The organism is Tolypothrix tenuis PCC 7101 (genome assembly GCF_963874875.1).
Lineage (GTDB): Bacteria > Cyanobacteriota > Cyanobacteriia > Cyanobacteriales > Nostocaceae > Aulosira > Aulosira tenue.
Genome location: NZ_CAWNJS010000001.1, coordinates 8,689,125 through 8,700,819, shown reverse-complemented (window position 1 = coordinate 8,700,819; position 11,695 = coordinate 8,689,125). Strand labels below are relative to the sequence as shown.

The following is an 11,695-nucleotide window of genomic DNA, read 5'->3' as shown; positions in this document are numbered from 1 at the left end:
CTGGACTTTAGACTAAATAGGGTTGGCGGGGAAAATAACACTGAGAGAAAAATAGTCAAAAAAAGGACATAGCTGAACAGGAGAAAAATCCGCGAACAAAAAAAGCGGTCAGCGATGTTGAACTAACCGCAAATTGGTCAATGCTGATAAAAGGAAAAAAATTAACAGCTTGACCATGACATTAGAAAAGCTTAAACAATTTCGCACAGGTGTGTACACTATCCTGGGTAAAGCCAAAGATGCCTTATTCGACTTGATGGATGCAGTGTTAGTAACACGTAGTATTAATTCATTTGCAGAACTATCAGTGTCTCCCGTGTTTCGCAGGCAATGGTCGAGTGTATACGAGGCAATACAAGACGGAAATCCGCCCCGAACCGAACTGACTGGAGTTTAGACTAAAGCATGACAAAATGACCCAGCAGCAGTGAGTTGACAAGTTACACATCTCAAAGCAAAAAAACTCAATGTCAAGCGGACTGTGGTTGTTCTTTTTTCGGCTTGGCAGTACTTTTTTTAACTGTAGGATAACGAATTCTACGCAGGCGAACTTTGCCAGCAAGCCAGCCTTGAGACTTTCCACGGGGTTTGGGTGAAACAGACGGTGTACCAATGGCGGCGAAAACTGCTGCCATTGCTTGAGCGACCCGTCCAGGGGACAATCTGGACTGTTTTTTCTGCCAAGGTAAAGGATTGTCATGTACAATCCCATGTGCAAGCCAAAGTTGCCAAGTCATCAGGGGTAAAAGGTCACTCCACCGCTGACACTGTTCTGGGGTACTCAATTGCGGCAGAGTCCAATGCAAGCGCCCTTTGGCAAAACGATACCAGTGGTCAATGGCAAATCGACGGCAGTAAAGCTGCCAGAATGAGGATAAAGCAGGCATAGATAGTCCCACCCACACCAACCATAAAGCCTTGTTTTTTGGCACACCAAATTCATCTAAGCGCTGAATTTGAATCAAATTCATGGAATGATCTTTGGACTGTTGAAAATGAAGATTACACCATAAGCGGATAGATAAACGCCCCATTTTTGGGTCGTTGACTTCAATGATTTGGTCAGGTGTCCACCATGTAGACGAATCGTTGAGTTTAAATTTATCACCGTGGATACGGGGACGACCAGTGCCGCCATAAGGTGGGGGCGCACCATACAGCAGTCGATTGGAGCGCAAACGCATTAATTTGTCTGCGGCAATATCGCTTGTTTGTTTCACGAAACTAGCACACCCGTATTCTGCATCCCACAAGCTAATGGGGCTTGTTGGCAGGTTTGAGCATACTAGTTTTAGTTGTGCGGCAGCTTTTTGAATTGGGTTCTCAAAACTGGTGATGCGTTCATGTAATAGGGGTAATGCCCAACTGCCCTCTGTTTCCGGCACAACTGCAATGGTGCTGTAGCCTTGTCCCAAGGTTACGGGTTTTGCCCCTGACATGGGTTGAACTTGATGCTCATAGGTTCGGTCTTTCAATGTTGGGGCATGTAATCTTGCCCAAGCTGTATGGTCTCCTGCTAAGATGATTTTTTCTGTGGGATTGAGTTGTTTTATATACAACTTCATCAGTTCGGTTCGGGGCGGATTTCCGTCTTGTATTGCCTCGTATACACTCGACCATTGCCTGCGAAACACGGGAGACACTGATAGTTCTGCAAATGAATTAATACTACGTGTTACTAACACTGCATCCATCAAGTCGAATAAGGCATCTTTGGCTTTACCCAGGATAGTGTACACACCTGTGCGAAATTGTTTAAGCTTTTCTAATGTCATGGTCAAGCTGTTAATTTTTTTCCTTTTATCAGCATTGACCAATTTGCGGTTAGTTCAACATCGCTGACCGCTTTTTTTGTTCGCGGATTTTTCTCCTGTTCAGCTATGTCCTTTTTTTGACTATTTTTCTCTCAGTGTTATTTTCCCCGCCAACCCTATTTAGTCTAAAGTCCAGTATGTAAGGGATTTCCTATGAAGAAGCAGGGGGATAGGGAATTAGCGAGGCTGGGGGAAATTCTTCATTCCAATTACCAATTACCCATTACCCAATGACAACAAAACAAAAGCTATGAAGCTGATTCGGAATCGTTAAATAACAGTAAACGTGCTGCGAGTATGGCAAATCCTACAGCCGCGATCGCTTTTAAAACACGGGTGGGTAAAAATTCTGCCACTGCTCCCCCGGCTAATGCTCCTAGTAAGCTAGTTAATACTAGAGCGATCGCAGTCGCAAAAAACACAGCACGTCGAGACTGACTGCGTCCCGAAAGCGCGATCGCCGCTAACTGACTTTTATCACCTAATTCTGATAAAAAAACTGTAATAAAGCTTAGTCCTAAAAGATGCCAATCCATAATTAATTGAGATAAGGGAACTGTTGAATATTGACTTTTAACTGTTGACTATTGGCTATTAACCGATGATTACATCCCAAAAGAGCATGATGGAAATTAGCAATAACATCACACCTGCTGATGTCTCTACGGTTTTGGGACTGAGTCGCTTGGCTATCCAGCCTCCTAACAGTACGCCTAATAAGCTGGTTGTAATCAATGCAGCTGCAGAACCCATAAACACTAACCAAGGTGCATGAGATTCTGCACTCATTAATAAGGTAGATAGCTGAGTTTTATCACCAATCTCGGCGAGAAAGATGGTAACAAAGGTAGTACCAAAAATAACTGCTACTGATTCTGGCTTTTTGGGGCTATCGGCTACTACAGGCTGAAGCGGCTCAATGGTTGCAGTCGTTAAGTTAATATCGGTACTGTCTTTTAGTTCTGGCTGGTTTTCAGTCTGAGATATTCCAGAAAGGCTTAGAGGTGCAGAATCAAGTTTCACAGGCAATAGATTTGGATTACTAGATTGTTTTCATATTCTTCTCATTTTCTCAGATTGTTGTAATAAATTGCAACTAGTGTTTAGCCATAGTTACAAATTGTCACTGTAAGCATAAGATGAGCAAATTGCTCACTTTATGGTTTCAAACCGGGTTGCTCAATTTATGCTTACTTAGATAAGGGAAGCAGCGTCAAGTAACTCTGGTCTGGGTTCAACTGAGTACACTTGGTATAATCGAGAGAATTTGCAAACCCTCATGTGGGTTAATTCCTAGCTTGTAACACCACCTTAAAAACTTAGTGAGAGTAGGTTTTCGCTGATATTTGAACTTTTGGGGTTCTGGAGAAAAAGAACTCTCACTAAGTGTTGGCATAGCGGCGAAAATCTGGCCGATAGATTGAGCAGCCCACTTTTCCCAATCAAAGCGAGACCCCTGAGATTTAGCAGTATTGTCGAAAAACCGACCGAGCCATGCATTATACGCACAACAATAGCCAAGACAATGGCACTCCAAATTGAGAAATGGTTGAAAACAACCACAGTATAAGCATCGCAGTTGCAGGTAACGTTGGTGAACTGGACAAACACTGACAGCTTCTATTGTCCACAACAAAGGGATATAGATAGGTTTTCCCGCTTCACGCCAGTCTTGATAGCAACCAGGACACCAACGTTGTTCAGTATGGAAAATATGATTGAAGTTAAGTCGCCAGGAATGCCATTGAAGTAAAGTCAGAAAACTCAGATCCCGTCTAGCAGTTAATTTCTCAACGATGGAAACCACTTTGAAGACATGTTGCGTTCGGTCTAACCAAAATTTAGCAGACTGCTGTTGTAAAAGTGCAGGCTCTCGATGCCAAGCAGTGATGAGCATTTTGATAGCATCATCAGCTTTCAAGAGATCCGGTGGTTGATTGTTCTGGATAAATAACGGTGTAATTTTATAGCGAATTAAACTAGCAATCGAGACACTATGTGCAGCAGCCAAGCGCTGTAAGTAACTAGTAAAACTTTCAACTGTGGGTGTACCAAAACCTATTGGTTGAAGAGAATAAAGATGGCTGCGTTTTGGAAGTTGGTTCATTGTTAAGTCCCAAGACTCATAATTAGCCAAACTTTCAACCGACATTTTCACCACCTCCAACAGGACGACGTTGAGGTTTAGTGTTACCAGTAGAAGAACGACGAGATTGAGTTTTGGTTGTCTGGGAAGTGCTATGTGTAACCGACCCATGATGAGATTCTAAACCTAAAGCAATTCTCAAAGCCGAACTATCTGGGGTAAACTCAAGTTGCTTTTCTCCTAATCTTGTTTCATTGACGATAATCATACATTGTTCATAAGAGTAAGCAGAAGATTTTAAATGCGACAAAGTGAGAGTTTTAGCTCCCTGGTGTAACGCCGTTGCCAATGCTTGAGATAACCAATCTTTGAGAATACCGACACAACCGAAACTTCGTTCGTAGCAAAAGTCCCAGTATTGAAGTAAATCAGGCTCTTCTTCAAAAGGTAAATGACGTTGGAAAGTTTGAACAACACCTCTGAAAGCTTTTAAATCTTCTTCATTCTCAGCTTTGTAGCGTTCAAAATGAATATCCAAGCTGCGTCTGCATAACTGGGCACCTTCTTGAGCATGTTTTGAGTTTAAAAATTCTACAAGTTCTCTATCAGTTATTGTTAACTTGCGCCCATAATTGCGTTGGCGCTGATTAAGTTCTGCACTGACAAGCCGGATTTCTTTTTCGGAACGTCCTTGGAAGTATTGATAGTAAGAAGAAATGCATTTTACCCATTGTCCTTGTGCTAGGGCATAGGCAATTCCTGCATTCCAAGGGTCGTAACGAACCCACAGCATTGATTTCTCGATTTCTGGGTCACGGAATACATCTGCCCAGTAATAAATATTGTGTATTTTGACACCCTTTCCTGGCTGAACTTTACGCTTTCGTTGGTCTGGTGCTGGTAGAGTCAGAATTTGGAATAATTCGTCATCTGCCACTCTTCGGTGTAAGCGACTTCCACCTGTTGCTAGCCCAGCGACAAAAGCATCATGGGGACTAGTACCTAATGCCGGATGCAATCGTTGGTCATAAACCGAATATGCCCATTCGCAAAAGGCAGAGTATAGTTGTTCTAATGTCCAAATTGCTAATCTTTCGGGACTGACAGATTTAGTGACTTTACGTTGAAGGCGTTTGATTTGGGTGTTACCTTGCAACTCATGAATAAACTGTGTGTTCGCTGTACCAAATAGTCTTTCAACTATTGAACCAAACCGCGCATGTGCTGGTGGTCGATACTTCAGCGTGCAAGTATAAGATGCCAATAATTGTTCAAAATAGTGGCTGTGGAATTCTCGTCCGTTATCGACAACAATATTTTGTGGAAACCGTCCAAATCTAGCAACGCATATGCGAATTGCCATCATACAATCACGGTAGCTCGGCTCATCGAAGGTCAGATAAACTGATAAAATTCTGCGACTATATGCATCAACCATCAAGGTTGCCCAAGGACGACCTAAATTGTGATGAATTGAGTTGTTTGTAGCAACATAACAATTAGTTAGAGATTCCAGGGAACTGACTAATTCAATGTCAATTTGAGTATGGTCAATATGGACAATCTCGAAGGGACGACTACCATGTTGTGGAGTAGTCTGCTCTAATTCCCAATAAAATGGTTCTTCGGCAATAGCTGCTCGATTACCAAGACGTTTTCTGGTTTGATTGTGCCCGCTTCGCTGTTTAATCGCTTGGCAAAACGTGATTCTCGATGGTGGTTTCAATGGGGGTTCATGGTTTTGGCACGCTAAGACAAATGCCTCGTAGACCCGTAATTTTCTGCGTTGTTTGGGTGTTTCATAATGCTCTATGATAAATTCGAGCATAAATTCTTGGGTTTGAGAATCAATTTTGGGAGTACGATTGCCTTTACTTTTATGCTTGGGCAGTAATCCCAGGTATCCATGACCGTAGATGAGTAAAGCTTTTTGGTATTGAGTACGCCAACGACGGATTGTGCTGCTTGGATATGCTCTGGGATTATCTCCTAAGTATGGCTGTATTAAATTGTAGCGACGGTTGGCTTCAATAATATCTTCACAAGTTGCTCTTTGAATAATTTCCGCCGCCACTGCTTGAATATTTGCGGTTTGTTTTGTCTCAACTCCTACAATTTTACCTGTATCAATCAATGCTGTGAATGCTACATTTGGTAGTTCTATAAGTTTGCCATCTGCACGTAATAATCCAGTAGCAGTCGTCCCAGTATTTACTATTTCCCATGACTCTCCATCCCAAGAAATATTAGTACCTACTGTTATTTGGAGTAATATTTGATTACTATCTTGAGTTTTTGACTCTATTGATTTAAGTTGCTCATAAGATAAAGCAACATATGAGTTAATAAATACGAGTACGGTTTCTGGTTGTGAGAGTTTGACTTGATTCAGTTCTACGTAAAGTTTATCGTTGGCAATTAACCAATAAATTACATCGGGATTTATTTCTTCAATTTGTAACAGTTCTGCCAGGGTTATTCCTAGATGATTTTTTACTGTGTCTAAAATTAAACTTTGCTCGGTTTCGTCGAGAATTCCTGATGAGTATCCGAAATAATCTGATAGCCAAATTAGATTTTGTTGAAACTTCCAATTAACTAGAGCATCTGACCATACGTGAAAGTCCAAACCATGACGATGAGCGTATTCTTCACCTGGGGGACAATGCCACTTGCTATCTAAGTTTTTGCAATAGCGATTCGGATTCAATTGAGTCAGCTTGTTTAGTTCTAGTTCGGTTTTGCATTCCTCCCAAAAAGCTGAATCTGCCCGAATTATAAAGAAATCGGGTGTATATTGGTGTCTGTTTTTTCGCCCGTTTTTGCTTTGATAGACTAATTCTATTGCTGGCGGTTGGTCGTAATATTCGAGTACGGATGGGTCATGTTCGAGTTCATAAATACGTGCTAATTCGTTATGATGGCTCTCGAATTGAATAGTCACTCCCATTTTTCTTGAGGGGTAACTGCCACAAACGTTTTTCCTTGCTCCAGTTACTCGACGAGATGGGTTAGTGCTGCGAATCTCCTCAATTATTGCCTGCGCTGCTTGACTGAGGTTTTGTTGACGGCACCAATTATTAAATTCTTGCTTGTCAAGCATAATTTTAGGTTAGGAGAGTGTGTTGCCTGCCAATGTCTCTCCTAATGTTGATCTCAGCACAATGCTGTATATTTATGAACGAAGTGTTGAAAATGTTTGCTCAACTTATACTTTCTCAATCATATTTTTGCTCAACTTATACTTTCAATACCCCTATATTTGCTTGTTACTCTTGACCAAATTAATACTGTTTCCAGCAATCTGTTGCCCATCTTATGCTTTCAGAGTTGCTCATCTTATGATTTCAGTGACAACAATGTAATCTAAACCATAATATGAGCAAAGACCTAAGTTATGCTCTTAAGTGCGGAGGATGGCGATCGCTATCTACGCTCTTGAAGCCTGCTCCCAGAAAGCCTATCCTGGAAGCACAGAAGTGGGGTCAGGCATAGTCTGGTTGAGGCTTGAGTATACGGGAGCAATCGCCAGTTCGATGGGTTTCCCTTAGGGGACGCTAAATATGGAGGTTCTATTTCGAGAAGATTGAAAATATGCCAGCAAGAGATGTTTTTCACGATGCAGTTAAGCATGGACTGATTACCGATGGATGGGAAATTACCCACGATCCATTGCCAGTCAGTTTTGAATTAGGGGATATGTATATTGATTTGGGTGCCGAAAAGCTTCTGGCTGCCCAAAGGGGTGAGGTAAAAATTGCAGTAGAGATCAAAAGTTTTGTACGAACATCAGCAATTTCTGAATTTCACACAGCACTGGGACAATTTATTAACTACCGACTAGCACTATCTGAAATTGAACCGGAACGCATACTGTATTTAGCAGTACCAATTGATGCTTATAGTTCATTTTTTACCATCCGGCTTGTACAAAATATTATCCGGATTCATCAACTAAAATTAATAGTTTATAACCCAGAAACCGAGGAAATTGTGGAATGGATAGAATAAATCAGTATCGAGAAATAGTAAAACAACTTCTACTGTCATATGCAGAAATTGGTAGTCCTGACCCAGATGTAGAAACGCAAATGCTATTTGATACCGAACGCGACCATTATCAACTGATGAATGTGGGTTGGAAAAATCAGCGTCGCATTTATGGCTGTTTTTTACATATTGATATTAAAGATGGAAAAGTCTGGCTGCAACACAATGGTACAGAAGATGAAGTTGCCGAAGAACTGATTCATTTGGGAATACCTAAACAAGATATTGTAATTGGCTTTCATTCGCCATTCAAGCGTCAATTTACAGACTATGCAGTTAATTAAAAATGAACAGGTAGAAAATTATAAGAATATAAAGTGAATGGCAGCAAAAGATACTGATGAGCCATGAGCATGACAGCTAGAAAATGTAATTTTATAGTTTGCTGATAAAAGTACTGGCGGTTATTAAATAATAAATGATGGAAAATCCCGAATATTTACCACCTATTAAATTAATTCCAATTGAAGATGCCACAGTTAATAGAGAGATAACAGGTATTAAAAGAGCTACTTTAACAGCCTCACCAACTGATATCCGATGGATTAAGGTATTGGAATTTTTACGCAGCAACAATCTCGCACCCAACAGCCGTAAGCTATACGAACGCGAACTCAAGCGGTTTTTGAGATGGACACAGTTACACTATCATGAACTGCGATCGCGTCACATAGGGCAGTACAAACAATATTTGATGGAAGAATTCTGTACACAAGCAGGTAAACCACTTTCCAAAAGTAGCATTAATGCAAGCCTAGCTGCGGTCAAGAGTTTCTTCAAATGGATGTGTTTTACTTATCCAGAAATCATTACTACTAATCCCACTATGGGGGTAAAACTAGAAAAAATACCTCTGCCACCTGCCCAGAGTTTAACCACAGAACAAATGCAATTGGTTTGGTCAGCTTTGCAGTATCTGGGAGAAACAAAACTTCGAGATACTGCACTTGTCCATATCCTCATTCACGGACTCCGTGCCGGGGAAATTGTAGAGTTAAATGTTGGTTCTTTCGATGGTAAACTCCTTTTCTTACCAGATACCAAAACAAATGAACCACGCTTAGTACCACTGCGCTCCCAAAGCCGAGAAGTATTGGCTACTTATTTGCGATCGCGCTCCGAGCATGGTGAAGAATTAAATAGCCAAAGCCCACTAATGATTTCACATCATGCTTCATATAAGGGTGATCGCTTGAGTTATCACGGTATTTACTTTGCTGTCGAGAAAATCGGTGAACTGGCTGGCATTAAAGATTTACATCCCCACCAATTTCGGCATACCTACGCCACCGATTTATTGCTGTTAGGTGTAGACCCAACTCATGCGCGAAAGCTGACGGGCCATACTAGCGAGAAAGCATTTCGGCGTTATACTCTACGTAGTGAACAAGAGGCAGCGATCGCTGCTTATTATCGTGCTATTGGAGAGGATCAAGAAGAATAATAATTGGTTATTTTTACACTAGAAAATTATGAGTCGCCCACGAATAATTCAACCAGGACAAAGTTATACATTTAGTAAATATTTTGAGCTACCATTTTCTCCAGTAGATATATTGGCTGACCTGGGTTATGTTTATGAACGTGAACGTTTACAATTACCAAAATTAGAATCTAGACTTAAGAGAACAGAAGAATTACAAGAATTGATTGAGCGGAATCTCAGACGAGTCAAGCTACTAAGTGAAGATGCACGCAAGCAAGCAATTATTGCACCTATATTATTAGAAGTATGTGAAATTACGCAAACTCAATTGAATATTGAATATCCAATTAATGTGAGTGACCAACTAAAAGGTAGTTTGGATTATTACATTGATAAAGGTAGAGGTTTGTTAGTAATTGAAGCCAAGCAAGCAGATTTAAGTAGAGGATTTATCCAACTAGCAGTGGAATTAATTGCTCTTGACCAATGGATAAACTCAGATACGCCTATTCTTTATGGAGCAGTAACTACTGGTGAAGATTGGCGATTTGCTAAATATCTTCGTCAAGAGAAACAGATAACTGAAGACTTAAAATTATATCGGGTGCCTGAAGAATTACCAGGATTAATGGAAATTTTGGTTGGCATACTGAGCAATTGAAAACAGATATGCCCAAACCATTAGACCCCAAGTGTCAGTTATGCGCCAAGCTACCAACAACTAAGGCTAGGGTGCTGCACGGGCCAGAAGGGGATGGCTGCTGGAATCCGCGCATTTGCCACAATCGCCGTTCGTTCTACCGCCGTCGCACTCAAGATGATTCTGGGCAGATTGATTCGCTCACAGTCGAACCACCTGCCACGTATTTTGCTGTACTGTATTTATACAAGGAGCCAGGAGATAAACCATTACATGCCTTGGGTGCTGAACTATGGTTGGGGCAAAAACCCATTTGTCGTCTGGAACCAATTCACTGCTTTGGGCTGACTGCTGGCAAGATACGCACCTATACAGATAAGGTGTTGCAGGCTTTTGCCAAAGAATATGGTGTCTCGCTGTATCAATATAAGGATATGTTTGAGATTAGTCCTAGTCACTGTCCAGTGCGTCCCTGTCCGCTACATCCGGAGTAATTAATTCAAAATTCAAAATTCAAAATTCAAAATTCAAAATTATGATGACTGATTTTGTTTAGTTTTAACTACTATGGCTGCAAGAACTTTGATGATTTCCTCATTCTCTGTAATAAGAGGCAAGAGCTTGTGTTCTTCCACAATACTAGTAGTAACTAATATTCTTAACCAATATTTTGTTTCTTTAGCTTCTTTTAAAGCAATTTGTAATTTACTCACAAAATCAGCTTTACTTTGTGCCGATTGGGATTCTTCAACATTAGCACCTATAGAAGTTCCAGAACGTATTAACTGCTTATATAAAACTCTTCCAACTCCAGGTTTTTCATCTAATATTTTGCATAAATTTACAATTCTTACTGCAAAATTAAATGTTCTATCTGTTATATGCTGTTGTTGATTCATTGTTATACAACTCTATCATCAATAAATATTTTAACTGAACTTAGTACAAATGTACCATTTATAATTTTGAATTTTGAATTTTGAATTTTGAATTTATGAAAATTTGGGATTTGCTTGATGAAATTTCAGTTGCGCCACCAACTTCTTCACTTGCTCCGGTGTGGGATTATTTAGATGCAGAACTCCACGATTTATCTGTGGAAGCACAGTTAGAAACTGCTGGTGTTGCGTTCAATCAAATTGCAGAGATTCTCAAATCTCGGGCGACGATGCTGTTGCAAGATGTGCGCGAGATCAATAGTCCTGAGGGGCCGATTGTCAGCACTAGTATTTTTGCTGGGTTGGTGCGAACTACAATGCAGCTGGATTTGGATGATTTAATTGAATCTCCAATACCGCAGACTTTCAGACCACATGGGCCACATCAGTTTTCTAACTCTGCCTTACATGGTGATTCAGTGGTAGCACCTGTTGAGAAAGAGAAAGTCTTAGAAATGTTGGAGGAAGTCAGGACTGTAGAAGATGTTCACAAGCTTGCGGGTGATGAAGATGTGCACAAGTGGCAAACTGCGATCGCTTACTACCTTGCAGATATCCAAAATGAAATTTCGCTTCCCCAACTTCAACATGCTTTGAAAATGCCGATGGTAGAGGTATGGTTGGGATTGCTGCTGGGTGGGTTTAATTTAGAGCAGCGTGGAGATTTTTATCAGAATCAGAATATTTGGATAATAAAAAACGATAGCCAAAATAAATGAAATATTTTGAATGTGGGCAGAT

General features: G+C 40.7%; 13 protein-coding genes. 7 read left to right on the top strand and 6 right to left on the bottom strand.

Features of this window, described 5'->3' with window-relative positions; genetic code table 11:
* The first annotated feature begins 175 nt into the window (after positions 1–175).
* Positions 176–397, top strand: a complete 222-nt coding sequence (locus tag AACU25_RS34410; RefSeq protein ID WP_096583387.1) for a hypothetical protein — start codon at positions 176–178, stop codon at positions 395–397.
* A 73-nt stretch (positions 398–470) separates the two neighbouring features.
* On the opposite strand, the gene AACU25_RS34405 is transcribed toward AACU25_RS34410, so the two are convergent.
* The 5 genes from AACU25_RS34405 to AACU25_RS34385 form a co-directional block, all read right to left on the bottom strand.
* Entirely contained in the window at positions 471–1,775 is a 1,305-nt protein-coding gene (locus tag AACU25_RS34405) for an NF041680 family putative transposase (protein WP_096583249.1), read from the bottom strand.
* A 287-nt stretch (positions 1,776–2,062) separates the two neighbouring features.
* Entirely contained in the window at positions 2,063–2,350 is a 288-nt protein-coding gene (locus tag AACU25_RS34400; protein WP_096583385.1) for a TMEM165/GDT1 family protein, read from the bottom strand.
* 58 nt (positions 2,351–2,408) lie between these two features.
* A complete protein-coding gene (locus tag AACU25_RS34395) occupies positions 2,409–2,837 on the bottom strand; it encodes a TMEM165/GDT1 family protein (protein WP_096583383.1) in 429 nt (142 codons plus the stop codon).
* 211 nt (positions 2,838–3,048) lie between these two features.
* Positions 3,049–3,966: a TniQ family protein gene (locus AACU25_RS34390; RefSeq protein ID WP_190445665.1), complete on the bottom strand. Its 918-nt coding sequence runs from the start codon at positions 3,964–3,966 to the stop codon at positions 3,049–3,051.
* Positions 3,956–7,003, bottom strand: a complete 3,048-nt coding sequence (locus AACU25_RS34385) for a TnsA endonuclease N-terminal domain-containing protein (protein ID WP_096583034.1) — start codon at positions 7,001–7,003, stop codon at positions 3,956–3,958. Before AACU25_RS34385 ends, AACU25_RS34390 begins: the two co-directional genes overlap by 11 nt.
* 491 nt (positions 7,004–7,494) lie before the next feature.
* Here AACU25_RS34385 and AACU25_RS34380 point away from each other — a divergent pair, with 491 nt between their 5' ends.
* The 5 genes from AACU25_RS34380 to AACU25_RS34360 all read left to right on the top strand — a co-directional run bounded on the left by AACU25_RS34380 (position 7,495) and on the right by AACU25_RS34360 (position 10,510).
* On the top strand, positions 7,495–7,911 hold the full coding sequence (locus AACU25_RS34380) for an element excision factor XisH family protein (protein WP_096583379.1): 417 nt from the start codon (positions 7,495–7,497) through the stop codon (positions 7,909–7,911).
* A complete protein-coding gene (locus AACU25_RS34375) occupies positions 7,899–8,234 on the top strand; it encodes a XisI protein (RefSeq protein WP_096583377.1) in 336 nt (111 codons plus the stop codon). Before AACU25_RS34380 ends, AACU25_RS34375 begins: the two co-directional genes overlap by 13 nt.
* A 137-nt stretch (positions 8,235–8,371) precedes the next feature.
* Positions 8,372–9,394, top strand: a complete 1,023-nt coding sequence (locus AACU25_RS34370) for a tyrosine-type recombinase/integrase (RefSeq protein WP_422641124.1) — start codon at positions 8,372–8,374, stop codon at positions 9,392–9,394.
* A gap of 28 nt (positions 9,395–9,422) precedes the next feature.
* Positions 9,423–10,037: a hypothetical protein gene (locus tag AACU25_RS34365; RefSeq protein ID WP_096583373.1), complete on the top strand. Its 615-nt coding sequence runs from the start codon at positions 9,423–9,425 to the stop codon at positions 10,035–10,037.
* 8 nt (positions 10,038–10,045) lie between these two features.
* Positions 10,046–10,510 carry a hypothetical protein gene (locus tag AACU25_RS34360; protein WP_096583371.1) on the top strand — a complete coding sequence of 155 codons (465 nt, stop codon included), beginning with the start codon at positions 10,046–10,048 and terminating at the stop codon, positions 10,508–10,510.
* A gap of 39 nt (positions 10,511–10,549) precedes the next feature.
* Here the strand turns inward: AACU25_RS34360 and AACU25_RS34355 are convergent, their stop codons facing one another.
* The gene (locus tag AACU25_RS34355) at positions 10,550–10,915 is read right to left on the bottom strand and encodes a four helix bundle protein (RefSeq protein ID WP_096583370.1); all 366 of its coding nucleotides are present in this window, start codon (positions 10,913–10,915) and stop codon (positions 10,550–10,552) included.
* Between the two features lie 95 nt (positions 10,916–11,010).
* On the opposite strand from AACU25_RS34355, the gene AACU25_RS34350 reads away from it, so the two are divergent.
* Positions 11,011–11,673 carry a hypothetical protein gene (locus tag AACU25_RS34350; protein WP_096583368.1) on the top strand — a complete coding sequence of 221 codons (663 nt, stop codon included), beginning with the start codon at positions 11,011–11,013 and terminating at the stop codon, positions 11,671–11,673.
* Positions 11,674–11,695: the final 22 nt, after the last annotated feature.

Excerpts from the sequence above, each read along its gene's own strand:
- AACU25_RS34410 (WP_096583387.1), top strand. The coding sequence starts at position 176 with ATGACATTAGAAAAGCTTAAACAATTTCGCACAGGTGTGTACACTATC.
- AACU25_RS34360 (WP_096583371.1), top strand. The coding sequence starts at position 10,046 with ATGCCCAAACCATTAGACCCCAAGTGTCAGTTATGCGCCAAGCTACCA.
- AACU25_RS34370 (WP_422641124.1), top strand. The coding sequence starts at position 8,372 with ATGGAAAATCCCGAATATTTACCACCTATTAAATTAATTCCAATTGAA.
- AACU25_RS34405 (WP_096583249.1), bottom strand. The coding sequence starts at position 1,775 with ATGACATTAGAAAAGCTTAAACAATTTCGCACAGGTGTGTACACTATC.
- AACU25_RS34350 (WP_096583368.1), top strand. The coding sequence starts at position 11,011 with ATGAAAATTTGGGATTTGCTTGATGAAATTTCAGTTGCGCCACCAACT.
- AACU25_RS34400 (WP_096583385.1), bottom strand. The coding sequence starts at position 2,350 with ATGGATTGGCATCTTTTAGGACTAAGCTTTATTACAGTTTTTTTATCA.
- AACU25_RS34385 (WP_096583034.1), bottom strand. The coding sequence starts at position 7,003 with ATGCTTGACAAGCAAGAATTTAATAATTGGTGCCGTCAACAAAACCTC.
- AACU25_RS34380 (WP_096583379.1), top strand. The coding sequence starts at position 7,495 with ATGCCAGCAAGAGATGTTTTTCACGATGCAGTTAAGCATGGACTGATT.
- AACU25_RS34355 (WP_096583370.1), bottom strand. The coding sequence starts at position 10,915 with ATGAATCAACAACAGCATATAACAGATAGAACATTTAATTTTGCAGTA.
- AACU25_RS34365 (WP_096583373.1), top strand. The coding sequence starts at position 9,423 with ATGAGTCGCCCACGAATAATTCAACCAGGACAAAGTTATACATTTAGT.
- AACU25_RS34375 (WP_096583377.1), top strand. The coding sequence starts at position 7,899 with ATGGATAGAATAAATCAGTATCGAGAAATAGTAAAACAACTTCTACTG.
- AACU25_RS34390 (WP_190445665.1), bottom strand. The coding sequence starts at position 3,966 with ATGTCGGTTGAAAGTTTGGCTAATTATGAGTCTTGGGACTTAACAATG.